At 71.8% G+C, this 25,679-nt stretch carries 24 protein-coding genes; 20 read left to right on the top strand and 4 right to left on the bottom strand.

What is annotated here, in order from left to right:
• Positions 1-151 precede the first annotated feature (151 nt).
• Both ccrA and mce read right to left on the bottom strand, forming a co-directional pair.
• Positions 152-1,492: a crotonyl-CoA carboxylase/reductase gene (ccrA, locus tag NBW76_RS13005; protein ID WP_055967040.1), complete on the bottom strand. Its 1,341-nt coding sequence runs from the start codon at positions 1,490-1,492 to the stop codon at positions 152-154.
• 136 nt (positions 1,493-1,628) lie between these two features.
• Positions 1,629-2,105, bottom strand: a complete 477-nt coding sequence (mce, locus tag NBW76_RS13000) for a methylmalonyl-CoA epimerase (protein WP_055967042.1) — start codon at positions 2,103-2,105, stop codon at positions 1,629-1,631.
• A gap of 90 nt (positions 2,106-2,195) precedes the next feature.
• Between mce and NBW76_RS12995 the strand changes: the two genes are divergently transcribed.
• From NBW76_RS12995 to NBW76_RS12945, 11 genes are all read left to right on the top strand, one after another.
• Positions 2,196-2,534, top strand: a complete 339-nt coding sequence (locus tag NBW76_RS12995; protein ID WP_055967045.1) for a LysR family transcriptional regulator — start codon at positions 2,196-2,198, stop codon at positions 2,532-2,534.
• A 107-nt stretch (positions 2,535-2,641) separates the two neighbouring features.
• Positions 2,642-2,950, top strand: coding sequence for a LysR family transcriptional regulator (locus tag NBW76_RS12990; protein WP_055967048.1), 309 nt, complete (start codon positions 2,642-2,644; stop codon positions 2,948-2,950).
• A gap of 193 nt (positions 2,951-3,143) precedes the next feature.
• Positions 3,144-3,785, top strand: a complete 642-nt coding sequence (locus NBW76_RS12985; RefSeq protein WP_082506350.1) for a hypothetical protein — start codon at positions 3,144-3,146, stop codon at positions 3,783-3,785.
• Positions 3,782-3,961 (top strand): hypothetical protein, encoded by a 180-nt coding sequence (locus NBW76_RS12980; protein ID WP_055967052.1) that lies wholly within the window; start codon positions 3,782-3,784, stop codon positions 3,959-3,961. The genes NBW76_RS12985 and NBW76_RS12980 overlap by 4 nt, the downstream gene beginning before the upstream one ends.
• Positions 3,962-4,044: 83 nt before the next feature.
• Positions 4,045-5,235 (top strand): acetyl-CoA C-acetyltransferase, encoded by a 1,191-nt coding sequence (locus NBW76_RS12975; RefSeq protein WP_055967055.1) that lies wholly within the window; start codon positions 4,045-4,047, stop codon positions 5,233-5,235.
• Between the two features lie 31 nt (positions 5,236-5,266).
• The gene (meaB, locus tag NBW76_RS12970; protein WP_055967057.1) at positions 5,267-6,226 is read left to right on the top strand and encodes a methylmalonyl Co-A mutase-associated GTPase MeaB; all 960 of its coding nucleotides are present in this window, start codon (positions 5,267-5,269) and stop codon (positions 6,224-6,226) included.
• Between the two features lie 76 nt (positions 6,227-6,302).
• Positions 6,303-6,461 (top strand): hypothetical protein, encoded by a 159-nt coding sequence (locus tag NBW76_RS12965; protein WP_164468778.1) that lies wholly within the window; start codon positions 6,303-6,305, stop codon positions 6,459-6,461.
• Positions 6,462-6,466: 5 nt separating this feature from the next.
• On the top strand, positions 6,467-7,021 hold the full coding sequence (locus tag NBW76_RS12960) for a PH domain-containing protein (protein WP_055967061.1): 555 nt from the start codon (positions 6,467-6,469) through the stop codon (positions 7,019-7,021).
• Between the two features lie 69 nt (positions 7,022-7,090).
• A complete protein-coding gene (locus tag NBW76_RS12955; protein ID WP_055967064.1) occupies positions 7,091-7,996 on the top strand; it encodes a tetratricopeptide repeat protein in 906 nt (301 codons plus the stop codon).
• A gap of 74 nt (positions 7,997-8,070) precedes the next feature.
• Positions 8,071-9,096 (top strand): hypothetical protein, encoded by a 1,026-nt coding sequence (locus tag NBW76_RS12950; protein WP_056553980.1) that lies wholly within the window; start codon positions 8,071-8,073, stop codon positions 9,094-9,096.
• Positions 9,093-10,055: a hypothetical protein gene (locus NBW76_RS12945; protein ID WP_055967071.1), complete on the top strand. Its 963-nt coding sequence runs from the start codon at positions 9,093-9,095 to the stop codon at positions 10,053-10,055. The genes NBW76_RS12950 and NBW76_RS12945 overlap by 4 nt, the downstream gene beginning before the upstream one ends.
• A gap of 4 nt (positions 10,056-10,059) precedes the next feature.
• Here NBW76_RS12945 and NBW76_RS12940 read toward each other — a convergent pair whose 3' ends face one another.
• Entirely contained in the window at positions 10,060-10,938 is an 879-nt protein-coding gene (locus NBW76_RS12940; RefSeq protein ID WP_056553983.1) for an NUDIX hydrolase, read from the bottom strand.
• Between the two features lie 63 nt (positions 10,939-11,001).
• On the bottom strand, positions 11,002-12,681 hold the full coding sequence (locus NBW76_RS12935) for a maltotransferase domain-containing protein (RefSeq protein WP_082481878.1): 1,680 nt from the start codon (positions 12,679-12,681) through the stop codon (positions 11,002-11,004).
• A 135-nt stretch (positions 12,682-12,816) separates the two neighbouring features.
• Here NBW76_RS12935 and NBW76_RS12930 point away from each other — a divergent pair, with 135 nt between their 5' ends.
• The 9 genes from NBW76_RS12930 (at position 12,817) to NBW76_RS12890 (ending at position 25,619) form a co-directional block, all read left to right on the top strand.
• Complete coding sequence (locus NBW76_RS12930) at positions 12,817-13,596, top strand: enoyl-CoA hydratase/isomerase family protein (RefSeq protein ID WP_082481880.1); 780 nt, start codon at positions 12,817-12,819, stop codon at positions 13,594-13,596.
• Between the two features lie 119 nt (positions 13,597-13,715).
• Entirely contained in the window at positions 13,716-16,595 is a 2,880-nt protein-coding gene (locus NBW76_RS12925) for a hypothetical protein (protein WP_156364753.1), read from the top strand.
• Between the two features lie 61 nt (positions 16,596-16,656).
• Complete coding sequence (locus NBW76_RS12920; protein WP_055967080.1) at positions 16,657-18,030, top strand: hypothetical protein; 1,374 nt, start codon at positions 16,657-16,659, stop codon at positions 18,028-18,030.
• A gap of 201 nt (positions 18,031-18,231) precedes the next feature.
• Positions 18,232-19,014 carry an electron transfer flavoprotein subunit beta/FixA family protein gene (locus NBW76_RS12915; RefSeq protein ID WP_055967082.1) on the top strand — a complete coding sequence of 261 codons (783 nt, stop codon included), beginning with the start codon at positions 18,232-18,234 and terminating at the stop codon, positions 19,012-19,014.
• Positions 19,015-19,031: 17 nt separating this feature from the next.
• Positions 19,032-19,979 (top strand): electron transfer flavoprotein subunit alpha/FixB family protein, encoded by a 948-nt coding sequence (locus NBW76_RS12910; RefSeq protein WP_056553994.1) that lies wholly within the window; start codon positions 19,032-19,034, stop codon positions 19,977-19,979.
• A 204-nt stretch (positions 19,980-20,183) separates the two neighbouring features.
• The gene (locus NBW76_RS12905) at positions 20,184-21,809 is read left to right on the top strand and encodes an ABC transporter substrate-binding protein (RefSeq protein WP_055967088.1); all 1,626 of its coding nucleotides are present in this window, start codon (positions 20,184-20,186) and stop codon (positions 21,807-21,809) included.
• Between the two features lie 147 nt (positions 21,810-21,956).
• Complete coding sequence (locus NBW76_RS12900; RefSeq protein WP_055967092.1) at positions 21,957-22,883, top strand: ABC transporter permease; 927 nt, start codon at positions 21,957-21,959, stop codon at positions 22,881-22,883.
• The gene (locus NBW76_RS12895) at positions 22,876-23,862 is read left to right on the top strand and encodes an ABC transporter permease (RefSeq protein WP_055967095.1); all 987 of its coding nucleotides are present in this window, start codon (positions 22,876-22,878) and stop codon (positions 23,860-23,862) included. Before NBW76_RS12900 ends, NBW76_RS12895 begins: the two co-directional genes overlap by 8 nt.
• A complete protein-coding gene (locus NBW76_RS12890) occupies positions 23,859-25,619 on the top strand; it encodes an ABC transporter ATP-binding protein (protein ID WP_056553998.1) in 1,761 nt (586 codons plus the stop codon). The genes NBW76_RS12895 and NBW76_RS12890 overlap by 4 nt, the downstream gene beginning before the upstream one ends.
• The last annotated feature ends 60 nt before the right edge of the window (positions 25,620-25,679 follow it).

Genomic DNA, 25,679 nt, shown 5'->3' with positions numbered 1-25,679 from the left:
GACCGCGTGCCGGACGCTCGTCCGGCGTCCCCACGCCCCGGGCGGCGCCCGACCCCGAAGGAACCGGCACGCCAAGGACGCGGACGTGCCGAGGGACCCGGACGGATCGTCCGGGCCCCTCGGTCGAGCGGTGGTGCTGGTCGGTCCTGCGTCAGATGCCGCGGAACCGGTTGATGGCGTCGAGGTGCTTGGCGCGGAACTCCTCGTCGCGGACGCCCAGCCCCTCCTCGGGGGCGAGGGTGAGCACGCCGACCTTGCCCTGGTGGAGGTTGTGGTGGACGTCGAGCGAGGCCTGGCCCACGTCCTCGAGCGTGTACGTGCGCGAGACCGTGGGGTGGATCTTGCCCTGGGCGATGAGCCGGTTGGCCTCGTACGCCTCGCGGTAGTTGGCGAAGTGGCTCGAGACGATCCGCTTCAGGTTCATCCACAGGTAGCGGTTGTCGTACTCGTGCATGAAGCCGGTGGTCGACGCGCAGGTGGTGATGGTGCCGCCCTTGCGGGTGACGTAGACCGAGGCGCCGAAGGTCTCACGACCCGGGTGCTCGAAGACGATGTCGATGTCCTCGCCACCGGTGAGCTCGCGGATCTTCTTGCCGAGGCGCTGCCACTCCTTCGGGTTCTGCTGGGTGCCCTCCTCGTTCCAGAACTTCCAGTTCTCCTCGGACCGGTTGATGACGTGCTCGGCGCCCATGCTCCGGACGATCTTGGCCTTCTCCTCGTTGGAGACCACGCAGATCGGGTTGGCGCCACCGTTCAGGGCGTACTGCGTGGCGAAGCCGCCGAGGCCGCCGGAGGCGCCCCAGATCAGCACGTTGTCGCCCTGCTTCATGTTGCCGCCGTTCTTGGAGACCAGCTGGCGGTACGCGGTCGCGTTGACCAGTCCGGGCGAGGCGGCCTCCTCCCACGTGAGGTGGTCGGGCTTGGGCAGCAGCTGGTTGGACTTGACCAGGGCGATGTGGGCCAGTCCGCCGAAGTTGGTCTCGAAGCCCCAGATGCGCTGCTGGGGATCCATCATCGTGTCGTCGTGGCCGGCGGGGTCCTCGAGCTCCACGGAGAGGCAGTGTGCGACGACCTCCGCACCCGGCTTCCACTGGGTGACGCCCGGGCCCGTGCGCAGCACGACTCCGGCGAGGTCGGAGCCGACCACGTGGTACGGCAGGTCGTGGCGCTTGGTGAGCGGGGAGAGTCGGCCGTAGCGCTCGAGGAAGCCGAACGTGGAGACGGGCTCGAAGATCGACGTCCAGACGGTGTTGTAGTTGATGGCGCTCGCCATGACGGCCACGAGGGCCTCGCCCGGACCCAGCTCGGGGAGCGCGACGTCCTCGACGTGGATCGACTTGCGCGGGTCCTTGTCGCGGCTGGCGACGCCCTCGAACATGTCGACCTCGTCCTTGTGGACGGTGGCGGCGCGGTAGTGGTCGGGGATGTCCAGGTGGGCGAAGTCCTCGCTCGCCGTGTCTCCGGCGAGGATCGCATCGAGGATGTGCTGCACGGGGCCTCCAAGGTGGGGTGTTCCGGCGCTCGGTCCGGCGCTGGGTCGGGGTTTCGGCGATGTTACCGATCCGTAGCGTTCTGCGTCCCGGCTCGGGAGTGTGGGTCGGGTCACGCCCGAGACGCGGGCCTCGGGCTCAGTGCGACGTCGAGGACGGCTCGACCAGCTCGACGAGCACGCCGCCGGCGTCCTTGGGGTGCACGAAGTTCACCCGGCTGTCGGACGTGCCGCGCTTCGGCTGGTCGTAGAGCAGCCGGACGCCGCGCTCGCGCAGGATCGCCGAGACCGCGTCGATGTCGAGCACGCGGTAGGCGAGCTGCTGGATCCCCTGGCCGTTGCGGTCCAGGAACTTCGCGATCGTGGAGCTGTCGTTGAGCGGGGCCAGCAGCTGGATGCAGGAGCCGGAGTCGCCGACGGCGAGCATCGCCTCGCGGACACCCTGCTCCTCGTTGACCTCCTCGTGCACGGACCGGAGCCCGAAGACGGAGGAGTAGAAGGCGAGGGCGTCGTCGAGGTCGGGCACGGCGATGCCGACGTGGTCGATGGCGACGAGGAGGTGCTCGGGGACGGTGGCGTCGGCGGGGGCGTCCGACGGAGGGGTCGAGGTGGTCATGAGAAGCAGGGTAGGGGAGGTCCGTGTCGCCCGCCGAGGCCCGTCGGAGACCGCACGTATGGTCGATTTCCCCTACCCGTCGGAGGTCACGTGCACATCGAGCTGCGGATGTTGCGTGCCCTGGTGATGGTCGAGGCCAGCGGCTCCATCACCCGCGCGGCGGACGGCCTGGCCTTCTCGCCCGCCGCGGTCAGCGAGCACCTGCGTGCGCTCGAGAGGGAGTGCGGGGTGCGTCTGGTCGAGCGCACGGGGGCCGGCACGGCACTCACGGAGGAGGGGCGCAGGGCGGTGCCGATCGCCCGCCTCATGCTCGCCGCGGCCGTCGAGCTGGAGCGGCTCGGTCGGCGCGCGAGCCCGAGCCGCAGCGGTGTCATACCGCCTGGACCGTCGTCGATCAAGAGCAACCACAGAGATCGTGAGGTTCGTTGATCGGTCCACTCCCACGCCGCGAGGCTGTCGGCAGACGCGTCGTCGAGCGTCGGGCACGTACGTCGCGCCTGCGGGGGGAGCTGGTCCGGGTGCATCTCGATCTACGGATGCTGCGCGCCCTGGTGATGGTCGAGCGCAGCGGCTCGATCACCGACGCCGCCCGGGTCCTGCGGTTCTCGGCGCCGGCCGTGAGTGCTCACCTGCAGGCCCTGGAGCGCGAGTGCGGTGTCCGCCTCGTCCGGCGCGAGGGCGCCGGGGTGCGCCTCACCGAGGAGGGACGTCGGGCCGTGCCGATCGCGCGGCTCATCCTGGCGGCCGCCGAGGAGCTCGGTGGTGTCGCCGAGCGCGGGCCGGTGGCTCGCGGCGCACTACCCGGTGGCAGCGCTCCTCGTCAACACCTCCCGCACGAAGTCTGAGGAAGGGTGGTCGGCGCCGCGGCGCTCCCGAGAGTCTCGTCCCACGCGACACGAGACGGCGGCGGCCGACGAGGGGGACGACATGAGGCGAGCAGGGTCGGTCACGAGGGCGAGCTCGATGACGGGGTCGATGACGAGGACGGGGTCGATGGCGGGGTCGGGGTCGATCGCGAGGGCCAGGGGTGCGATCGCCATGGTGACGGCAACGATCCTGGGCGTGGCGGGGATGGCGTCGGCACCGGTCGCCGCGTCGGCCTCCGAGGACCCCGGTCCGGTGCCGCGTGACCTCTGGGTCGTCGACACCGCCGAGGGTGACTACGTCGTCGACGAGCTCTCGGCGCTCGACGGCACCCCGATCTCCACCGTCACCACCCCGATCACCGCCACGGCGAGCCGAGCGACGGCCCCCGACGGCCCGTCGGCCGTCAAGGGGTCGGGCAAGGGCGGGTCGAGCACCGGCTCGGGGTGTCGCAAGGTGACGATCTCGAACCGCGCGACGACGTACACGGGCAAGACGGCCTACCGCTACAACACGTGGACCCGCTGGTGCTGGACCAGGTCGACCCAGCACATCCACGCCGGTGGCAGCAACGGCTTCTTCGTCTCCGAGGCCGACGCGTTCCAGTACTGGCGCGGCCAGGTGGCGTCCAACCGGTACTTCTACGACGCAGGAGCGAACGACGGCCACCCGCGCAGCGCGTTCTACCACTACCGGCAGGGGCGCTTCGAGAACTGCGTGCTCAAGTACGGCTGCGTCCAGACCACCTATCCGACCAACGTCATCCGGTCCTACGCCAACGGCACCTACGCCTGGTCGACCTCGGGGGTCTCGTGACGGCGCGCCGCTGGGGGATCCTGCTGGCTGCCCTGGTGGTCCTGCTCCTCCCGACGGCGCTCGCCGGTGCGGGGCTGCAGCGCCAGGTCGGGCCCCTCGAGGCCGGCCTGGCCCTCGCGGTGCTGGTGGTGCTGGGCGTGCTGTTCTTCACCTGGGCGCGGCCCCGGGTGACGTGACCCACATCCGCTCCTGGGCGAAGTGACCCGCGAGTACAGTGACGGGCACCCCACCACCTGTGTCCATGCAAGGGAGCAACCCCATGACCCAGTCCGTGATCGTCGCCGGCGCCCGCACGCCGATCGGCCGTCTGCTCGGCGGCCTCAAGACGCTGTCCGGATCCGACCTCGGTGGCCTCGCCATCAAGGGCGCGCTCGAGAAGGCCGGGATCTCCGGCGACCAGGTCGACTACGTGATCATGGGCCAGGTGCTCGGCGCCGGAGCCGGCCAGGTCCCCGCGCGGCAGGCTGCCTTCAAGGGCGGCATCCCGCTCGACGTGCCGGCCCTGACGATCAACAAGGTCTGTCTGTCGGGCATCAACGCCATCGCGCTCGCCGACCAGCTGATCCGCGCCGGTGAGTACGACGTGGTCGTGGCCGGCGGTCAGGAGTCGATGACCCAGGCGCCGCACCTGCTCACGGGCTCGCGCGAGGGAACCAAGTACGGCAAGGCCACGATGCTCGACCACATGGAGTACGACGGCCTGTGGGACGCGCTGACCGACCAGGCCATGGGCTCGCTCACCGAGCAGCGCAACGCCGACGTCGATGCACTGACCCGCGAGGAGCAGGACGCGTTCGGAGCCCGCTCGCACCAGCTCGCGGCCACGGCGCAGAAGAACGGTGTCTTCGACGAGGAGATCGTCCCCGTCGAGATCCCGCAGCGCAAGGGCGACCCGGTCGTCGTCTCGGCCGACGAGGGCGTGCGGGGCGACACCACGGCCGAGTCCCTCGGCCGACTGCGCCCCGCCTTCGACAAGGAGGGGACCATCACCGCCGGCACCGCCAGCCAGATCTCCGACGGCGCCGCCGCCGTGGTGGTCATGAGCAAGGCCAAGGCCGAGGAGCTCGGCCTCACCTGGATCGCCGAGATCGGCGCGCACGGCAACGTGTCCGGCCCCGACTCCACGCTCCAGGAGCAGCCGGCCAACGCCATCGAGAAGGCGCTCGCGAAGCAGGGCAGGACCGCGGCCGACCTCGACCTCGTCGAGCTGAACGAGGCCTTCGCGGCCGTCGGCATCCAGTCGGCCCGCAAGCTCGGCATCTCCGAGGACATCGTCAACGTCAACGGCGGTGCGATCGCCCTCGGGCACCCGATCGGGATGAGCGGCGCGCGCATCGTGCTGCACCTCGCGCTCGAGCTGAAGCGACGCGGCGGTGGGCTCGGCGCTGCCGCGCTCTGTGGTGGCGGCGGCCAGGGCGACGCCCTGCTCATCACCGTGCCGTCCGCCTGACGGTCACCCTCACCAGCGCAACCGACCGCCCGTGCCTGCCCCCACTCCCGACGTCGCCGACCTCGTCGCGCGGCTCCAGGAGGGGCAGCCGCGGGCGGTCGCGCGTCTGATCTCGCTCGTCGAGGACGAGTCGCCCGCGCTGCGCGAGGTCAGTGCGGCGCTCGCCCCACTCGTGGGCCGCGCCCACGTGGTGGGCCTGACCGGGTCGCCCGGTGTGGGCAAGTCGACCTCGACCGCAGCCCTGGTCGGGGCTCTGCGTGCCCAGGGCAAGCGCGTGGGTGTCCTCGCGGTCGACCCGACGTCCCCGTTCTCCGGTGGAGCGCTGCTGGGTGATCGCATCCGCATGGGCGAGCACGCCACCGACAGCGGCGTCTACATCCGCTCCATGGCCAGCCGTGGTCACCTCGGCGGCCTGTCGTGGGCGGCGCCGCACGCGTTGCGCGTGCTCGACGCCGCCGGCTGCGACGTCGTGCTGGTCGAGACCGTGGGGGTCGGACAGTCGGAGGTGGAGGTCTCCGGGCTCGCCGACACCACCCTGGTGCTGCTCGCCCCCGGCATGGGCGACGGCATCCAGGCGGCCAAGGCCGGGATCCTGGAGGTCGGTGACATCTTCGTGGTCAACAAGGCCGATCGGGACGGTGCGCAGTCCACCCGGCGCGAGCTGCGCTCGGTCATCGCGATGTCGGAGCGTCCCGAGGGCGCCTGGAAGCCACCCATCACCCTGACGGTGGCCTCGCGTGGTGAGGGCATCGACGAGGTCGTGGCCGAGATCGAGCGGCACCGCGAGCACCAGGAGTCCTCGGGCGGGCTGCGCCGACGCCGGCTCGCCCGCACGCGCCGTGAGATCGAGGCGGTCGCCCTGCACGAGCTGCGAGAGCGGTTCGGGCACGTCGGCGCAGACGAGCGCCTCGACGACCTCGCCGCGGCCGTGCTGGCCGGCGACCAGGACCCGTTCGCCGCGGCCGACGTGCTGCTCGACGTCGTCCGCTGAGGCGTGTCGGCAGTCTCAGCGATCACCCGGGCGCGCCTGCCGCTGACGGGCGGTCGAGTGCGATAGGAATGTTCGCGTGCTGAAGAAGCTCCTGGTGCTCCTCGTCGCCGCGTTCGTGGTCTACTACCTGCTGACCGCGCCCGCCGGCGCGGCCGACGCTGTCTCCGGCGCGGTCGAGGCCGTCATGAACGCCTTCGGCCAGGTCTTCATCTTCTTCAACGAGCTGACCCGGTAGGCCCCGTGCTGGCCGCCCTGCTGGCGCGACTTCCCGAGCAGGACGTCGAGGGGCACCTGCTGCTCGACGAGGGCGAGCACGTGATCGACCTGGTCCGCAAGCACCCGGTCGTCTACCTGCGTCCCGCCGCCGAGGCCCTCGGTGCCGTGCTGCTGTGGGTGCTGGCCGTCGTCGGTCCCATCCAGATCGGGTGGCTGTTCATCCTGCTCGGCGTCGGGGTGCTGCTGCACGCCGGCTACCTGGTGCTCCAGGAGCACCGCGACGTCTTCGTCATCACCAACATGCGGGTCTTCCGCGCCTCGGGCGTGTTCTCGGTGCGCATCGCCACCATGCCCATCACCCGCATCCTCGACATCACCGTCGAGAAGCCGTTCGTGGGGCGGGTGCTCGGCTACGGGCACTTCGTCTTCGAGTCGGCCGCCCAGGCCCAGGGCCTGCGCGACATCCGCTTCATCGGCGATCCCGACGCTCGCGACCTGACGATCCAGCGGGTCGTCCAGCGCTCCGGGCTTCGCGGCCCGCGCACGGCCTTCGAGCGGCAGGCGCAGGACGGCCGCTGAGGCCCGAGGACCGAGGCCTGGGGACGTGGGGTGCGTGAGGACGCTGGCCCCACTTCCTAGGATGGGTCCATGACCTTCTCGCGTCCCGGTGCCATCGACCTGTCCGCCCTGGCGTCGCCCCCGCCGTCCCCGGCTGCAGGACCGTCGGGTGCCGCAGGCGCGTACGCGGTCGACGTGACCGAGCAGAACTTCCAGACCGTCGCCCTCGAGGCCTCGATGCAGCACGTCGTGGTCCTGGCCCTGTGGTCGCCGCGCGCACCCCAGAGCCGCGACTTCGTCGACGTCGTCGGACGCGCCGTCGACGGCCTCGAGGGTCGCGCCCTGCTGGCCAGGGTCGACGCCGATGCCAACCCCGCCATCGCGCAGGCATTGCAGGCCCAGGGCGTCCCGCTGGTCGTGGGTCTCGTCAAGGGCCAGCCCGTCCCGCTCTTCCAGGGTGCGGTCGAGGAGGCCGAGGTGCGCCAGTACCTCGACCAGCTGGTCGCGGTCGCGGTCCAGAACGGGCTGTCCGGACGCGTCGCCGCGCCGGACGCGGCGGGGGACGTCGAGGCCGAGCCCGCCGAGGACCCGCGCTTCGCCGCGGCCGACACCGCCTTCGCGGCAGGCGACACCACCACGGCCATCGCCGAGTACGAACGACTCAAGGCCCAGCACCCCGGAGACGCCGAGGTGGCCGAGCGGCTGGCCGGGGTCAAGCTCTTCGACCGGACGAAGGACGCCGACCTCCAGGCTGCTCGCGCGGCCGCGGCCGACCGGCCCGACGACCTCGACGCGCAGCTGCTGGTGGCCGACCTCGACGTCAGCGGTGGCCACGTCGAGGACGCCTTCGCCCGTCTGGTCGCGCTCGTGCGCCAGGCGCAGGGCGACGACCGCGACCGCATCCGCGAGCGTCTGCTCGAGCTGTTCGTGGTGGTGGGATCGAACGACCCACGGGTGGCCGACGCGCGACGCGCCCTCGCGTCCGCCCTCTTCTGACGGTGCGGACGCACCCGGAGGGTTAGGGTGCGGCGACGGCGACGACAGGCGTGGCCGCAGCGAGGAGAGCGACGATGGGCGGACGGCTGGCCTGGCCGGCGCTCGTCGTGGGTGTGCTCCTGTCCGTCGTCGGCCTCGCGGTCGTCGTGGTGCTCGGTCCGGACAGCCGGTTCACGACGGGTCCGCACGAGGTCGACACCGATGCCGCCGCCGTGGTGACCGCCCCCGGAGTCGTCTCCTACCGCGGGCTCCAGGTCGACGTGCTGGTGGAGGTGCCGGTGAACAAGCCGGTGTTCGTCGGCCTCGGCAACACGGTGGACGTGCAGGACTACGTGAGTCGGACGCAGCGGCTCGAGGTGACGTCGTTCCGGGTGCCGTGGACGGTCCGCACGCGGGAGGTCGAGGGAGGCCCGGCGCTGCCCGGTGCGCCCACGGCCCTCGACTGGTGGATCGCGGAGTCGGCGGGTCTCGGTGGGGCGTCGATCAGTGCGAGCCTGCCCGACGAGTCCGTGTCCGTGGCCGTGCTCGCGGTGGGGGCCTCGGACCTCTCCGGACTCACCGTCACGTTCGCCTACGGCGTGAAGGGCGGCTTCGGGCTGGGCCTCGGTGCGGTGCTCGTCGGTGCCGGACTCGTGTGGGTGGGTGTGCTGCTGCGGCGCGACACCGCACTCGCTCCCGCGCGGGTCGCGGCGCCCGGTGCCTCGGGCGGGGAGGAGGAGGTCGAGGAGGTCGAGGAGGTGGTCTACGTCTTCGTCGACGAACGGGGCGTGGAGCACGAGATCTCCGAGGACGAGGCAGAACGTCTCCAGGCCCGCCTGGACCTCGCCGAGCAGGCGGGGCGCGACGACGTGCCGACTGCGGAGGCCGCCGGGCCCGACTCCTCCACCGTGGACCGTCCGGTCGAGACGGCGTCTGGCGAGCAGACTCCTCCGGCTCCGGCTCCGGCTCCGGCTCCGGCGACGCCGATGGCCGACCCACCCGCACCGACGCCGGTCCAGGACGTCGTCTACGTGTTCGTCGACGAGGACGGCGTGGAGCACGAGGTCTCGGCCGACGAGCTGGCCGACTACGAGGTCGTCGACGAGGAGGACGAGCGATGAGGCGGTCCTCACGGCTCCTCGTGGCGCTGGTCTGTGCGCTGCTGGTCCTCGCGGCCTGTGGTCTCCCGCGCGAGCGCGGCGACGCGCCCCCGTCCACGGTCCCGGTCGACGCCGGGGAGGTCGACGCGGTGCTGGCCCGCTACGAGAAGGTGCGCGACACCGCCGCCGAGCTGCTCGACCCCAAGCCGCTGTCGACCGTGGAGAGCGGTGCCGTGCTGGCGATCGACACCGGGTCCTTCGAGGTGGCGCAGCGCCTGGCGCGAGCCGTGGGTGGCGACTCGGCCTCCAACGACGTCGTGCGCCTGGCCACGCCCCGGTTCACGGCCTACCCCCTGTGGTTCATGGTGGAGGTGCAGGACCGCGCGGCCGAGGTCAACCGGGTGCAGATCTTCGAGCGCGCCTCGGCCGTGGACCCGTGGTTCCTGGTCGCCAGCCCGGAGACGCTGCTCACGACGCAGCTGCCCGACCTGCGCGAGCGCGACGGGGTCCAGCTCGTGGTGCCGCCGGACAGCGCCACCGGCATGTCGATGTCGCCCCAGGAGGCGGCCGACCGCTACGCCGCGGTGCTCGCGGACCCGGCCTCACCCGCGGCCTCGTCGCTCGAGCAGGACGACTTCATCGAGCAGATGCGTGCGGCGGCCGAGCGCAACGCCTCGCTCGAGGACGTGTCGTTCACGCAGACGTGGTCGGCGCAGGAGGTGCGGCACGTCCTGCGGACCGCCGACGGGGGTGCGCTCGTGTTCGCGACCCTCGAGCGAGTCGACTCCTACGAGGTGGGGGAGGGCGTCCGGGTCACGTGGCCGGACGACTCGCCGCAGAAGGCCCTGCTGGAGTCGGGACTGTCCTCGTCGGGCAGCCTGCGCTACCTGCACCAGGTGCTCGTCTCGATCCCCGGCGGGTCGGGCAAGCCGAGGGTCATCGGACAGTACGGCGGCGTCGTGGAGGCCCAGGGGCCCTGACGGGTCAGACGGCAGGCGGCTCGGGAGCGAGAGGGGCCTCGCGGTAGGTCGCGAGGTCGTCGCCGGCCACCGCGTCGAGCAGCTCGATCGCGGCCGCGGTCGCCTTGTCGTGGACCGTCTCGGTGTCGCACCAGTGCACCGACACGATCTCGGTGGGCTGCAGCACCATGTCGTCCACGTACGACGTGTCGACCACGCCAAGGTCGAACAGGAAGATGCAGGCGTCGTCCCAGCCGCGCCAGGCGGGCAACCAGTTGACGGTCAGCAGGTCGCGCACCTGCACCGTGAGGCCCAGCTCCTCCTCGAGCTCGCGCACGAGGCCGTCGGCGGGGGACTCGCCGACCTCGACGACCCCTCCCGGCAGGTCCCACTCCTGCTTGTAGGTCAGTCGACACAGCAGCACGCGTCCCTGCGGGTCGCGCAGCAGGCCCTGGGAGATGACCCGCTTGGTGGGCAGACCCGCGTTGAGCAGGGCGATGAAGCCGTCGCGGCTCGTGGCCGGAGGGTCGTCGTGCAGCCGGGCGAGCAGCGCGCGGTCGGGGGCGTCGCCCGCTCCCCGAGCGATGCCCTCGCGGCGCAGGCCGCTGATCGAGGCCGCTCGTACGTCCTCGGTCCGGTCCACGGGTACCCGGGCCTCGACCCGCAGGAGCCCCCGGTCCCCGAAGGCGTGCTCGAGCACCAGGCGCAGGGCGCGGACCGCGAGACCGAGCGCACCGTCACCGGTGCCGGTGTTCCAGCGGACCGAGCCCATCCCACGGCCCTCGTCGAGGAGCGCGATCGTGCCGAGACGATCTCCGTCGATGGTCAGGGCCCAGCCGTGGAGTCCGTCGGATCCGCTCGTGGGCTCGAGGACGAGGTCGTCGTCTCGCAGGATGGTGCTCACGCCGCCACCGTACGCGGAGCCTGTGCGGCCGTCATCGCTGACGTCGGCCGTCGTGGGCGAGCGTCACCGCCGGCCCGTGAGGACCCGGACCGGGTGCTCGAGGTCCAGCAGGATCGACTCCGCGGCGTGCCAGGACCCGTCGAGCTCGTCCTGCAGCCGGCCGTCACTGCCGGTCAGCGTGGTCTGCACGCCCACGGTCTTGGAGAAGGCCGGGAAGAGGTCGATCACCACGAGCACCTCGTCGTCGGCGCAGGTCCTGCTGAAGGCCAGCACCCCGGCGTGGTGCACCGGTCGCAGCTCGAGTCCACGACGCGACCGCAGGGCGGGGTGGGACCGGCGCAGCTCGTTGAGGCGGGTGAGGAACGCGGCGACCGTCTCGTCGGCGGGGTCGTCGGTGGGGGAGAAGGTGCTGCTGACTCCCCAGGCGGGTCCGCCGAGCGCCGCGACGGCGGCCCAGGCCTGGAAGGTGGCCGCGGATCCGCCGGTGAGGGCCGACGAGCGCCGGTGGCGCGTGGACGCCAGCAGCTGCGGGCGGGTCACCGACCCGCGGCCGATCCCGGTGAGGACCTCCTCGACGTCGTGGACGCCGAGGGCCCGGTGCAGCGGCGGGGTGGTCTGGTGGAACCCGACGAGCGACAGCGCGTGCGCCTGCGCGGGCGACGGATCGCCCTCGGCCACCAGCACCACGTCGGGGGCCGCGACCCGGACGTCGTGGAGCAGCTGCTCCCACAGCGCCAGCGGCCAGCGGTGCGCGTCCTGCACCACGAAGGCGCTGATGCCCCGGCCGATCCAGGTGGTCACCATGTCGAGGACCGCGGCATAGGTGGCACCGGTGTCCCCGTCGTGGTCGAACCGCCAGGTGTCGTCTCCGGCGGGGACGAACCAGCTCGGGTGCTGCGCGAGCCACGGGTGGGACGACGAGATGGTCCAGGCGAGCTCGAGGGCGACCTCGAGGCCCACGTGGTGTGCCTGCTCGACGAGCTCCAGGACGTCGTCGACGGTGCCGAGGCGAGGATCCACCGAGGTGTGCTCCCCGGTGGCCGGTCCGGCATCCCAGGGGTTGGCGGACGCGGACGGGTGCAGCGGAGGGAGCCGGACCACGTCGAAGCCCAGGGCGGCGACCCGTGCGAGCTCCTCCGTGACGGTGGCCAGGTCGGACGTGGACGCGGGGGACAGCTCGTACCAGGCGCCGACGAGGGCTCGTTCCGGATCGACGCGCAACGGCAGTGGATCCGTGCTGTCGACGTGCAGCCGACCGATCTCGTCGGGCAGGGACGCGACGTAGGCGAGCGCCTCGGCCAGCCGCTCGTGGGCCGGCGCGGCGTCGTCGAGGAGGTCCTCGGCCACCTGCAGCGCGGCGGGATCGCGGTCGCCGATGCCGAGCACGAGCGCGCTGCCGTGGGCGAGGACGTTCTCGGCGTCGGCGCCGCCGTCGATGTCGGAGACGACGCGAGCCGCCCAGCTGCGCAGCGGCTCCTGCCAGCTCTCGACGTGGTAGGTCCAGTCCCCGACGACGTCGGTGGTGACGGTCGCCGACCACAGGTGGTCGCCGAGGTGGCGAAGGGCGATGGGGGCGCGCGCCTTCCCCTCGGGGTCGGTGAGGACCACGGCGGCGCCGACCTCGAGGTCGTCGGGCAGCACGATCGCCTCGATGCGCAACGGTTCGCCGGGGACGACCTTGGCCGGGAACCGGCCGCGGTCCAGGCACGGACGGACCTCCAGCACCGGAACCCGAGCGACCATGGACCCACGCTAGTGCGTGCGTGCGGCTTTCGGGCGTGTTCCCCCGATGCCGCCCCGGGTCGCGACGACTCCTATGCTCGCGGCCACGGACCAGCGGCCCCTTCCTCGGGTGGTCGCCCGACGGAAGGAAGCAGCGTGACGCAGCTCGTCCAGCTCGACGTGACCGACGGAGTCGGCGTGATCCGACTCGATCGTCCGCCCATGAACGCCCTCGACGCCCAGCTGCAGCGCGAGCTGGTGGAGGTGGCCCGTGAGGCCGACACCCGCGACGACGTCGCCGCGGTGGTGCTGCACGGAGGCCCCAAGGTGTTCGCCGCGGGCGCCGACGTCAAGGAGATGGCGGCGATGACCTACCAGCAGATGGTCGCCCACGGCCACCTGCTGCAGGAGTTCACGCGGGCCGTGGCGAGCATCGGCAAGCCGACGGTCTCGGTCGTCACGGGCTTCGCGCTCGGCGGAGGCTGCGAGCTCGCCCTCTCCACCGACCTGCGGTTCGCCGCGGAGAACGCCAAGCTCGGCCAGCCCGAGATCCTGCTCGGCATCATCCCGGGTGCGGGTGGGACGCAGCGGCTGGCGCGCCTCGTCGGTCCCTCGATCGCGAAGGACCTCGTCTACACCGGACGGTTCGTGGGTGCCGAGGAGGCGTTGCGCATCGGTCTGGTCGACCGCGTCCTCCCGGCCGACGAGGTGCTCGAGGCCGCGCTCGCGTGGGCCCGCGGATTCGTCGGAGGCCCGGCGCTGGCCCTGCGGGCGGCCAAGAGCGCGATCGACCGCGGCCTGGAGACGGACCTGCAGACGGGGCTGGAGATCGAGCGGATCGAGTTCACCGGCCTCTTCGCCACCGACGACCGGAGCGCCGGCATGGACTCGTTCGTCGAGAACGGTCCCGGCAAGGCCACGTTCAGCGGTTCCTGACCCGGACGGGACGGTCCGAGGTCTCACGCCTCGACATCGCCGCGAAACGTCCGTGGCTCGAGAGGCGCATGGGGCATACTGTGCTGCGACGTGCCGCCGTGTCGCCAAGAAGGGGAGTCATGACCGACTCAGGGTCGAACCAGCCACAGGATCGTCGGCGTGCCGACCCCTTGAAGGTCGCGGCGGACATGCTCGCGCAGTCCGACGGCGACGACGCCGCCGACACGAGCGACGCGGGCGGTTCCGGGTCCGCGGACGACCGACGACGCAAGCGGGCAGCGCAGCGCGCCGCGCGTCAGGTGGCTGCCGAGAAGCGGCGCAGCGAGCGCAACGCGGCACGGGCGTTCAGCGCCTCCCGTCGCGGACGCCGCTCCGAGGACGGTTCGGTCGAGCCGGCGTTGCGCACGGCCGAGGAGGCGCTCGACGCCGAGCAGCCGGCCGAGGCGGCGCAGCAGGAGCCCAAGCCCACCGCTCCGGAGTCCGTCGAGGCCCAAGCCGTCGAGACTCCGCCCGTCGAGACTCCGCCCGTCGAGACCGGCGCTGTCGAGGCCGGGTCGGCGAGCCAGGTGCCCGAGGCCGAGAAGACCGCCGAGATGCCGCAGGTCCCCGCGGCGCCGGCGGAGCCCGAGGCCCGGCCCACGGTCGCGGACGCCCTGACCGGTCGGGTCCCGAACGACGACGAGCACATCGATGCGGCGCTGCTGGACGACACGGACGATCCGGCCGCCGTCGAGCCCGAGGCTCCCGCCTCCGCCGCTCCCGAGGCCGAAGCGGTCGAGCAGCCGCAGACGAGGCGGTGGATGCCGCCCACCGCGGCGAGCCTCGCCGAGCCGGAGACGCCCGCCGCGACCGACCGACCGGCCGACGCCGACCCGGTCGAGGCCTCCGGCACGAAGGAGTCCGTGACGGCGTCGCAGGCCGAGGGCGTCGCGGTCTCCGAGCGCGCCGAGCCCGAGCGCGCTCAGGCCGACGAGTCCGCGCCCGACGAGCAGCCACCTGCCGAGACCGCGACGGACGGGGCGACGAGCCCCGACGTCGAGACCGAGTCCGCTGCGGAGGCGGAGGAGAGCGAGTCGGTCGCGGCCCAGCCGCACGAGGGCACGCAGCCCGAGAGCACACAGCCCGAGAGCACGCCGGACGAGACCGTCGTGGAGCACGCCGAGCCGACGTCCGAGGTCCCGACCGACGACCACGTCGACGCGCTCTCGGAGCCGGTCGAGCCGCCGCAGGACCGCCCCGTGGCCGCCGACGAGCCCGAGGAGGCTCCTGCCGCCGCGACGGAGAGCCTCGAGTCGCCCGCTCCCGAGGACCCCGCGCCGACCACGTCCGCACCGGAGGCTGCTGCGGTGGCGAGCCCGGCCCCGCCCGCGGTTCCGAGCACGTTCGCCGAGAAGCTGGCTGCCGCCAGCGCCGCGGCCCAGGAGCGGGTCAGCGCCGCGCGCGCCGAGGCCGCTCGCCTCATGGAGGAGGCGGCCAGGGAGCGCGCCGAGGTGGCCGCTCGCATCCGCGCCGACGAGGCCGAGCAGCGTGAGGTGCTGCAGGGTCGACTGCGCGCAGCCGAGCAGGCGGCGGAGGAGCGGGTCCGCGCCGCACGCGAGGAGGCCGATCGCGTCACGGCGGAGATCGAGCGCGAGCGCCAGGCGGCGTCGGCGAAGATCGAGCAGCTGCAGAAGGAGGCCGACGAGCGCGTCGAGGTCGCCCGTACCGAGGCCGAGCGGGCCGCGCAGGAGCGGCTCGACGAGGCCAAGGCCGAGGCCGAGCGGCGCATCGCCGCCGCCGAGGAGGAGGCGTCGCGCAAGGCGGCCGAACGACTCGCCCAGGGTGAGCGTGACGCCGAGGACGCCGCCCAGCGACGGCTCGCCGCGGCCGAGCAGGACGCCGAGCGTCGTATCAGCGAGGCCCGTGCCGAGGCCGAGAAGCTCGCCGAGGGTGCCCGGAGGGATCGCGAAGCGGCCCTCGAGCAGCTCGAGAAGGAGCGTGCCGAGGCCGAGGCCAAGCTGGAGCAGGTGAGGCTCGAGGCCGAGAAGGTCGTGGCCGATGCCGAACGGACGTCGGCCGAGCACGTGGCCGCCGCGAAGGCCGAGGCGGAGAAGTACGCGCAGGAGGTGGCGGCCGAGCGCGTCGCCATCGCCGTGCGGCTCTCCGACGCCGAGCGCACGGCCGGCGACCAGCTGGCCGCCGCGAAGGCGGAGGCGGAGCGCCTCGCGTCCGAGGCCGCCGAGCGGCACGAGCTCGCGGCGACCGAGCTCGCCCGCGAGCGCGACGAGGCCCGGGCCCACGTGGAGCGCGTCACCGCCGAGGTGGCCGAGCTCGCACGCCAGGCCGAGGAGGAGCGCAACCAGGCCACCGCACAGCTGGCCGAGGCCGAGCGGGTCGCGGAGGAGCGCGTCCGCAACGCCCAGGCCGAGGCCGAGCGCGTGGCGGCCGAGGCGGCCGACGCCGCGCGGGCGTCCGCAGCCGCTCGCGAGGAGGCCACGCGTCGTCAGGCCGAGGAGGCCGAGCAGGCACGCGTCACCGCGGAGCGCAAGCTGGCCGAGGCCGAGCAGCAGGCGGCCGACCGCCTCTCGCAGGCCGAGGCCGAGGCCCGCACCGTGGCGCAGCGCGCCGACGACGACGCGCGGCGACGGATCGAGGAGGCGCGCGCCGAGGCGGACCGCGTCGTCCAGCAGGCCAAGCGCGACGCGCAGGAGCGACTCAGCCAGGCCGTGGCGGCCGCACGCTCGGCCGCCGAGGAGAAGCTGGCCGAGGCCGAGGCGACGGCCATGGAATGGGTCGCGGCGGCCGAGGCCGAGGCCGAGCGGGTGGCGCAGTCCCACATCGTGGCGGCCAACCAGTCGGCCAAGGCCACCCCGACGTTCTCCGAGAGCCTCTCGGAACCGTCGGTGGGGGAGTTCGTGGACGAGAAGCCGTCCGTGGGCACCGAGACCCCCCCGGAGGTGAGCGACGGGACCGGGGGATCCGTCCCCCCGACCAAAAAAAGGGTCATCCGCCGATCCTGAGTACCTGACCGCCGGCGCGATCGTCGCCGGACTCGAGGCGAGCACGCCCGAGGACGAGCCGGTGGCGACCCCGGAGCCTGCGCAGGCGACGTCTGCGACCGACGACGCGCGCCCGACGCGGTCCTACGAGGACCTCGTGCCGGGTTCGCTCGCGTGGATCGCTGCGACGCACGGCGGCTCGTCCGACGACGGTGCGGCCGAGCTGGAGGACCAGCCCGGTGACCACGCGCGCCGCGACGCGGGGGACCGGCGCCGAGCCGCCAAGCAGGCCAAGGCCGAGAAGCGTCTTGCCGCGCGCCGAGCCCGTGAGGAGCAGCGAGCCGCCGCCAAGGCCGAGAAGGATCGTGCCAGGCGCGAGCGCGCCGAGGCCAAGGATCGTGAGGCGGCCGAGCGGGCGGAGGCCAAGGAGCGCGAGGCCGAGCAGGCCGAGGCCCGCAGGGCGGCGCAGGAGGTCGAGGACGAGCGGACGAGGCAGCTCGCCGAGGAGCAGGCCGCGGCCGCGCGGGTCGAGCAGGACCGACGTCGCCAGGCCGAGAGCGCGGCGGCGGAGCAGAAGGCTCAGCGCCGCGAGAAGAGCAAGGCCGCGGCCCTCGCCGCCCTGGCCGGACGCCCGACCACCGCTCGAGCCGACGCCCCCACGTCCCAGGACGTCGCGGACCAGGACGCTGCGCCCGAGGACCCCGACGCGCAGGACCCGATGCCGGGCGACGGCACGTCGGAGCAGGAGTCGACGACGACCCGGTCCGAGGACGGCTCCGCTGCCGACCTGGCCGCGGAGACGGCCCTCCTCGACGCCGTCGGTGCCGCCCACCAGGACCTCGAGGCCACCGAGGACGTCGAGGCCACCGAGGCCACCGAGGTCACCGAGGCCGACGCCCAGGACGCCCGTGCCGACGCGCGCGAGTCCGAGCACACCTCTCAGGAACCGGTGGACCGCGGCGGTCGAGGTGACGACCGCCGAGCAGCGGCGGCAGCCACCGTGGCGCGTCGTCGCGAGAAGGCCGAGGCGAAGGAACGGGCCCGCGCCGAGAAGGGCGAGGCGGCCCGGCGTCGTCGGGCCGAGAAGGCGCCGGCCCGCGAGATCGACGACAGCGTGCCGGAGCCGCCGTCGGTGCCGCAGGAGTCCTCCTCCTTCGGACCGGCGCGTGTGGTGTCCCTGGTGGGCGTGGCGATCGGCGTGCTCGGACTGGTGGCCTCGGTGCTGCTGGCGCTCGCCGCCCTCCTCGTCGCCTTCGGCTTCGACGCCGACGCCGGTGTGCTCCGGGCGGTCGCCGTGGTCGCGGACCCGCTCACGGCACCACTGCGTGGCCTGGTCGCCTTCTCCGGGGAGAACGCTGCGGCCAAGGAGGCGTTCGTCGCCTACGGCGGCGGTTCGGTGGTCTACCTCATCGTCGGGGTGGCTGCGCCGTCGCTGCTCTCCCGCCGCGACGCCTGAGCCGGCGGTCGGCCGGCACCGCGGGCGACGCGGCGTGCAGCGATGTGACCGACGCCATTGCCGGTGTGGGTGGCCGCGCTTGTAACCCGCCGGTAACCTGCGACGCAAGGCTGCCCTCACCACGTGGAGCTCCACGTGGGAAGGTGGACCTCCCGACCACGCGACGCCGAGCGTCGCGTCCCCGACCACAGGAGGGTCCTCGTGACCAACATCGTCGTCGCGGTGAAGTACGTGCCGGATGCCACGGCCGACCGCACCTTCGACTCGTCCGACAACACCGTGGACCGTGAGAACGTCGACGGTCTGCTGTCCGAGCTCGACGAGTACGCCGTCGAGCAGGCCCTCAAGGTCGTCGAGGAGGGCGACGGCGAGGTCACCGTCCTCACCGTCGGCCCCGACGACGCCGCCGACGCCGTGCGCAAGGCGCTGCAGATGGGCGCCGACAAGGGCGTGCACGTCAACGACGAGGCCATCGCCGGCTCCGACGCGTTCGCCACGTCGCTCGTGCTGGCCAAGGCCCTCGAGAAGCTCGAGTACGACTTCGTCTTCTTCGGCATGGCCTCGACCGACGGCGGCATGGGTGTCGTCCCGACGCTCGTCGCCGAGCGTCTCGGCCTGCCCGCGGTCACCCTCGGCGGCGAGATCACCGTCGACGGCGAGACCGTGACCATCAAGCGTGACGGCGACGTCGCCACGCAGGAGGTCCAGGGCACGGGCAAGCTCGTCGTGAGCGTGACCGACCAGACCGGCGAGGCCCGCTACCCGTCCTTCAAGGGCATCATGGCGGCCAAGAAGAAGCCGGTCGAGGAGTGGGACCTGTCCGACCTCGGTGTCGACGCGTCCGACGTGGGCCTCGACGCCGCGTGGACGAAGGTCGCCTCGACCGAGCCCCGCCCGCCGCGCACCGCCGGCGAGATCATCACCGACGAGGGCGACGGCGGCTCCAAGCTCGTCGAGTTCCTCGCCTCCAAGAAGTTCGTCTGAGCAGGGAGAGCAGAGACATGTCCGAAGTCATCGTGCTCGTCGACGTCGTCGACGGCAACGCCACCAAGCCCAGCCTCGAGCTCCTCACGATCGCCCGCAAGATCGGTGAGCCGTCGGCCGTCGTCTTCGGCGGCGACGTCCCCGGCTCGCTGGCCGAGCACGGCGCCGAGAAGATCTACCAGCTCGACGACGCCGTCTACGGCGAGTACCTGGTCGGTCCCAAGGCCGAGGCGCTCACCAAGATCGTCACCGACTCCTCCGCCTCGGCCGTGCTGGTCCCCTCCAGCACGGAGGGCAAGGAGATCGCCGCCCGCGTCGCGCTGCGGACCGAGTCCGGTCTCATCACCGACGCGGTCGACGTGAAGGTCGACGGCGACGTCGTCACCACCACGCAGTCGGTCTTCGCCGGCAACTTCACCGTGGACGCCCAGGTCACCAAGGGCATCCCGGTGATCGCCGTCAAGCCCAACTCCGTGGCCCCCGAGGCCGCCTCGGGCGCCGGCACGGTCGAGGCCGTCACGGTCGAGGTCTCCGACGCCGCCAAGGGCGCCAAGATCGTCTCCACCAAGGAGAAGGCCGCCTCCGGCCGTCCCGAGCTCACCGAGGCCGCCATCGTGGTCTCCGGCGGCCGTGGCACCGGTGGCGACTTCACCGAGGTCGAGGCGTTCGCCGACAGCCTCGGTGCCGCCGTGGGCGCCTCGCGCGCCGCGGTCGACTCCGGCTGGTACCCGCACAGCTTCCAGGTCGGCCAGACGGGCAAGACCGTCTCGCCGCAGCTGTACGTGGCCAACGGCATCTCCGGTGCCATCCAGCACCGCGCCGGCATGCAGACGTCCAAGACCATCGTCGCGGTCAACAAGGACGACGAGGCGCCGATCTTCGAGCTCGTCGACTTCGGCGTCGTCGGCGACCTGAAGACGGTCCTGCCGCAGGCCACCGAGGGCATCGCCCAGCGCAAGGGCTGATCGCACTCCTGCCACGAGGGCCCCGGACCACACGGTCCGGGGCCCTCGTGCGTCCCATGGTCCGACCGAGCCAGGGGGAATGGCCCATCGGGATCAGGTTCCAAGTTGGTTAAGACGTCGTCCGGCTCTGTCGTGCGGCCCTGTCGCGGTGATAGCAATAGGGGCGCACGCGCCTGCGTGCACCCATCTTCACAGGAGGAATCCATGCGTCTCTCCCGACGTACTCGCGTCGCGGGCGTAGCCCTGCTCGCCGCGGGCAGCCTCGTCCTGGCGGCTTGTGGCGGGGGCGGTGACGACTCCGGGTCCACCGACTCGGTCATCACCAACTTCAGCACCGAGCCCCAGAACCCGCTCGTCCCCACCTCGACGAACGAGACCGGTGGCGGTCGCGCCATCGACCTGCTCTTCGCCGGCCTGGTCTCGTACCAGAAGGACGGCTCGAGCGTGAACGAGGTCGCGGAGTCGATCGAGTCCGAGGACAACGTCACCTGGACCGTCAAGCTCAAGGACTGGGAGTTCTCCGACGGCACCCCCGTCACCGCCGACTCCTTCGTGGACGCGTGGAACTACGGCGCCCTCAGCACCAACAAGCAGCTGAACAGCTACTTCTTCTACCCGATCAAGGGCTTCGACGCCGTCCAGGAGGAGAAGCCGACCGCCAAGACGCTCGAGGGCCTCAAGGTCGTCGACGAGAAGACCTTCACGATCGAGCTGAACCAGCCCGAGGCCGACTTCCCGGCGCGTCTGGGCTACTCGGCGTTCTACCCGCTGCCCGAGTCGGCCTTCGACGACATCAAGGCCTACGGCGAGGACCCGATCGGCAACGGCCCGTACAAGATGGACGGCAAGGGCGCGTGGGAGCACGACGTCCAGATCAAGCTCGTCCCGAACGACTCCTACGACGGTGTCCGCAAGCCGAAGAACGGTGGCGTCACGCTGAAGTTCTTCACGAACCCCGACACCGCCTACACGGCCGTCCAGACCGGTGACCTCGACGTCCTCGACGCCGTGCCGCCGAGCGCCCTGTCGACGTTCCAGTCCGACGACAGCGTCCAGGCCATCTCCGAGCCCGGCTCGGTCTTCGGCTCGGTCACGATCCCCGAGAGCCTGGCCGGCTTCGGCACCAACGACGAGGGACGTCTGCGTCGTCAGGCCATCTCCAAGGCGATCAACCGCGAGGAGATCACGAAGAACATCTTCGACGACACCCGCACGCCGGCCGTCGACTTCTCGGCTCCGGTCATGCCCGGCTTCGACAAGGAGATCCCGGGCAGCGAGGTGCTGCAGTTCGACGCCACCGAGGCCAAGGACCTGTGGGCCCAGGCCGACGACATCGCCGAGTTCGAGGGATCGTTCACGATCTCCTACAACAGCGACGGTCCCGGCAACAAGGAGTGGGTCGACGCCGTCGTGAACCAGCTCAAGAACAACCTCGGCATCGACGCCAAGGCCAAGGGCTACGCCACGTTCGACGAGCTGCGCACCGACGTCACCAACCGCACCATCAAGACCGCCTTCCGCACCGGTTGGCAGCCCGACTACCCGTCGATCTTCAACTACCTGGCCCCGCTGTACCAGACCAAGGCCGGGTCGAACGACGGTGACTACTCCAGCAGCGAGTTCGACGACCTCATGAAGCAGGTCGCCGGCGAGCCCGACGAGGACAAGCGCTACGCGCTTCAGTCGCAGGCCCAGGAGGTCCTCTTCAAGGACCTGCCCGCCATCCCGCTCTGGTACTCCAACGTCGCCGCTGCCGCGTCGAAGAACGTGGAGAACGTCGAGTTCAACTGGCAGAACCAGCCCGAGCTGCACCTCATCACCAAGAAGTAGCTCCGGCGCCCGCACGACCACCCGTGGGGCAACACCTCAGGTGTTGCCCCACAGGTGTGTCCGGGTCCCTCGGTGGCGCTTCCGCCCGCGGCGTATCGTCGTGGCGGGTCGCGGTGTCGCCGCCCCCTCAGACAAGGAGTTCTGCCCATGTGGTGGTACGTCGGCAAGCGTCTCCTCCAAGCGATCCCGGTGATCCTCGGAGCCACGCTGCTCATCTACGCGATGGTGTTCCTGCGACCGGGAGACCCGATCGTCGCCCTGTTCGGCGACAAGCCGGTGCCCGAGGGCACCTACCAGGCGCTGCGTGAGCAGTACAACTTCGACAAGCCGTTCCTGGTGCAGTGGCTGCTGTTCCTCAAGGGCGCGCTGACCCTCGACTTCGGCACCGCGTTCAGCGGCCAGCCCGTGATCGACCTGGTGCAGCGTGCCTTCCCCGTGACCATCAAGCTCGCCCTCATGGCCCTGGTCATCGAGGCCGTGCTCGGCGTGGCCGCGGGCTTCTACGCCGGCATGCGGCGCGGCAAGCTGTTCGACTCCACGATGCTGGTCGTCTCGCTGCTCGTCATCGCCGTGCCGATCTTCGTCTTCGGCTTCGTGCTGCAGCTGCTCGTCGGCATCAAGCTGGGGGCGCTACCGGCGCTCGTGAGCTCGCAGGCGACCTTCCAGGAGCTCCTGCTGCCGGCGATCGTGCTGGGACTCGTGTCGTTCGCCTACGTGCTGCGCCTGACCCGCACCTCGGTCATCGAGAACCTCACGGCCGACCACGTGCGCACCGCCCGTGCCAAGGGCCTGCCCGACGGCCAGGTCAACCGGCGCCACGTGCTGCGCAACTCCCTCATCCCCGTGGTGACCTTCCTCGGCGCCGACCTCGGCGGCCTCATGGCCGGTGCGGTCGTGACCGAGGGCATCTTCAACGTCCCCGGGGTCGGCAACCTGGCCTTCGAGGCCGTGCGACGCGGGGAGACCCCCACGATCGTCTCCGTCGTCACCATCATGGTGCTCGTCTACGTCGTCACCAGTCTCGTCGTGGACCTGCTCTACGCCCTGCTCGACCCGAGGATCCGCTATGCCTGACGGCCGCTCGCCCAAGATCCGACCCGGCCAGGAGCGGTACCTCGCCCGGCTGGAGGACACGCCCCTGCACGACGTGGGTGCACTCGACACCACCGCGCCGCCGGAGAGCCAGTGGAAGGAGGCGTGGAAGCAGCTGCGCAAGAACCCGCTGTTCTACGTCTCGGCCGCGCTGCTGGTCTTCCTGGCCGTCGTGATCGCCTTCCCCGGGCTGTTCACGAGCAACGACCCGAGCTTCTGCCAGACGGGCAAGAGCCTGGCGGTCGGCGAGCCCGGGCACCCGCTCGGCTTCGACCGACAGGGCTGCGACGTCTACTCGCGCATGATCTACGGGGCGCGTGCCTCCGTGGCGGTCGGCGTGTTCACCACGCTCATCGTCGCGCTGCTGGGCCTGGTGACGGGCGCGGTCGCGGGCTTCTACGGCGGGTTCTTCGACTCGCTCATCTCGCGCATCGCCGACGTCTTCTACGCGATCCCGCTGCTGCTCGCCGCCATCGTCCTGCTGTCGGCCCTCAACAACGTGTGGCCCGACCGCGGCTTCTGGGGCTCGGTCCTGGCGATCGTGCTCGCGCTCGGCCTGTTCGGCTGGCCGCAGGTCACCCGTATCGCTCGTGGCGCGGTCATCGAGACCAAGCAGCAGGAGTTCGTCGACGCTGCGCGCGCACTGGGCGCCACGCCGCGCCGGAACCTGGTGCGGCACGTGATCCCCAACTCGCTGGCCCCGGTCATCGTGACCGCCACCGTCTCGCTGGGCATCTTCATCGTCGCCGAGGCCACGCTGTCGTTCCTGGGCCTCGGCCTTCCGACGAGCATCGTCTCGTGGGGCAACGACATCGCGGCCTCGCAGAACCAGGTCCGGGCCGGGCAGCGGCTGGGCACCATGTTCTGGCCCGCGGGCGCGCTCGCGCTGACCGTGTTCAGCTTCATCCTCCTCGGCGACGCCGTGCGCGACGCCCTCGACCCGAAGGCCAAGAAGCGATGAGCAACCCGAACCCCGAGGGTCGCCCCTCCAGCGAGCAGCCGCTGCTCGAGGTCAAGGACCTGCACGTCGGCTTCGAGGCCGACAAGAAGACGATCGTCCCCGCCGTCATCGGCGCGAACCTGACGGTCTACCCCGGTCAGACCGTGGCCATCGTCGGCGAGTCCGGCTCGGGCAAGTCGACGACGGCGCACGCCATCATCGACCTGCTCCCGGGGACCGGGCGCATCACCGGTGGCCAGATCCTGTTCGAGGGCACGGACATCGCCCACGCCAAGCGGTCCGACATCATCGCCCTGCGCGGGTCGTCCATCGGTCTCGTGCCGCAGGACCCGATGTCGAACCTGAACCCGCTGTGGCGGGTGGGCACCCAGATCAAGGAGTCGCTCGAGGCCAACGGCGTGGCCAAGGGCAAGGCCGCCGACGCACGCGTGGTCGAGCTGCTCGAGGAGGCCGGTCTGCCCGACGCCGAGCGACGCGCGCGGCAGTACCCGCACGAGTTCTCCGGCGGCATGCGCCAGCGCGCGCTCATCGCCATGGGCCTCGCGGCACGCCCCAAGCTGCTCATCGCCGACGAGCCCACCTCGGCCCTCGACGTGACCGTGCAGAAGCAGATCCTCGACCACCTCGACCGGCTCACCGACGAGCTCGGCTTCGCGGTGCTGCTCATCACCCACGACCTCGGTCTGGCTGCCGAGCGCGCCGACCACCTCGTGGTCATGTACCGCGGCCAGATCGTGGAGTCGGGCCCGGCGCTGGAGATCCTGCAGAACCCCCAGCACCCCTACAGCAAGCGCCTCGTGAGCTCGGCCCCCTCGCTCGCCTCGCAGCGGCTCTCGTCGGTCCAGGCGCGGGCCGAGGTGCGCGAGCAGGCGGTGCAGACCGCGGCCGAGATCGCGGCCGAGGTCGCGACGGACTCCGGCGAGTTCGGTGAGGGGTCCAGCACGATCATCGAGGCCAAGGACCTCACCAAGGTCTTCAAGATCCGCGGCAGCCGCCCCGGTCAGTCCACGGACTTCACGGCGGTCGACCAGGTCTCGTTCCGGCTCGAGCGCGGCACCACGACCGCCATCGTGGGGGAGTCCGGCTCGGGCAAGTCCACCGTGGCTCGCATGGTGCTCGGCCTGCTCGACGCCACGAGCGGGTCGGTGGAGTTCGACGGTGTCGACATCACCAGCCTGCGGTCCAAGAAGCAGCAGCTGGCGATGCGGCGGCAGATGCAGCCGGTCTTCCAGAACCCGTACGCGTCGTTGGACCCGATGTACTCGATCTACCGGTCCATCGAGGAGCCGCTGCGGCTCCACGACATCGGCACCTCCAAGGAGCGCGAGGCCAAGATCCGCGACCTGCTCGAGAAGGTGTCGCTGCCGGCGTCGGTCATGACGCGCTACCCCAACGAGCTGTCCGGCGGGCAGCGGCAGCGCGTCGCCATCGCGCGGGCGCTCGCCCTGGACCCCGAGGTGGTCATCTGCGACGAGGCCGTCTCGGCGCTCGACGTGCTGGTGCAGGCGCAGATCCTGAACCTGCTCAACGAGCTCCAGAGCGAGCTGGGCCTGTCGTACCTGTTCATCACCCACGACCTCGCGGTCGTGCGGCAGATCGCCGACCACGTGCTGGTGATGCAGAACGGCCAGGTCGTCGAGCAGTCGAGCGTGACCGACGTCTTCGAGAACCCGCAGCAGGACTACACGCGAATGCTCCTCGACGCGATCCCGGGCGGGTCGATCCCGCTCGGCGTGGTGGAGGCCGGCGACGCCTGATCCGGTGACGGCTCGGGGGTGGGACCAGGTTGACTCGTTCGAACATCTGTTCGATCATGG

The organism is Aeromicrobium sp. Leaf245 (assembly GCF_942548115.1).
Taxonomy (GTDB): domain Bacteria; phylum Actinomycetota; class Actinomycetes; order Propionibacteriales; family Nocardioidaceae; genus Aeromicrobium.
The sequence above is the reverse complement of the archived record's forward strand: the minus strand, read 5'-3'. Positions and strand labels throughout refer to the sequence as shown.

Excerpts from the sequence above, each read along its gene's own strand:
- NBW76_RS12895 (WP_055967095.1), top strand. The coding sequence starts at position 22,876 with ATGCCTGACGGCCGCTCGCCCAAGATCCGACCCGGCCAGGAGCGGTAC.
- NBW76_RS12950 (WP_056553980.1), top strand. The coding sequence starts at position 8,071 with ATGGGCGGACGGCTGGCCTGGCCGGCGCTCGTCGTGGGTGTGCTCCTG.
- NBW76_RS12945 (WP_055967071.1), top strand. The coding sequence starts at position 9,093 with ATGAGGCGGTCCTCACGGCTCCTCGTGGCGCTGGTCTGTGCGCTGCTG.
- NBW76_RS12890 (WP_056553998.1), top strand. The coding sequence starts at position 23,859 with ATGAGCAACCCGAACCCCGAGGGTCGCCCCTCCAGCGAGCAGCCGCTG.
- NBW76_RS12985 (WP_082506350.1), top strand. The coding sequence starts at position 3,144 with ATGGTGACGGCAACGATCCTGGGCGTGGCGGGGATGGCGTCGGCACCG.
- NBW76_RS12925 (WP_156364753.1), top strand. The coding sequence starts at position 13,716 with ATGACCGACTCAGGGTCGAACCAGCCACAGGATCGTCGGCGTGCCGAC.
- NBW76_RS12935 (WP_082481878.1), bottom strand. The coding sequence starts at position 12,681 with ATGGTCGCTCGGGTTCCGGTGCTGGAGGTCCGTCCGTGCCTGGACCGC.
- NBW76_RS12955 (WP_055967064.1), top strand. The coding sequence starts at position 7,091 with ATGACCTTCTCGCGTCCCGGTGCCATCGACCTGTCCGCCCTGGCGTCG.
- NBW76_RS12910 (WP_056553994.1), top strand. The coding sequence starts at position 19,032 with ATGTCCGAAGTCATCGTGCTCGTCGACGTCGTCGACGGCAACGCCACC.
- NBW76_RS12975 (WP_055967055.1), top strand. The coding sequence starts at position 4,045 with ATGACCCAGTCCGTGATCGTCGCCGGCGCCCGCACGCCGATCGGCCGT.
- NBW76_RS12900 (WP_055967092.1), top strand. The coding sequence starts at position 21,957 with ATGTGGTGGTACGTCGGCAAGCGTCTCCTCCAAGCGATCCCGGTGATC.
- NBW76_RS12905 (WP_055967088.1), top strand. The coding sequence starts at position 20,184 with ATGCGTCTCTCCCGACGTACTCGCGTCGCGGGCGTAGCCCTGCTCGCC.
- NBW76_RS12990 (WP_055967048.1), top strand. The coding sequence starts at position 2,642 with ATGCTGCGCGCCCTGGTGATGGTCGAGCGCAGCGGCTCGATCACCGAC.
- mce (WP_055967042.1), bottom strand. The coding sequence starts at position 2,105 with ATGACCACCTCGACCCCTCCGTCGGACGCCCCCGCCGACGCCACCGTC.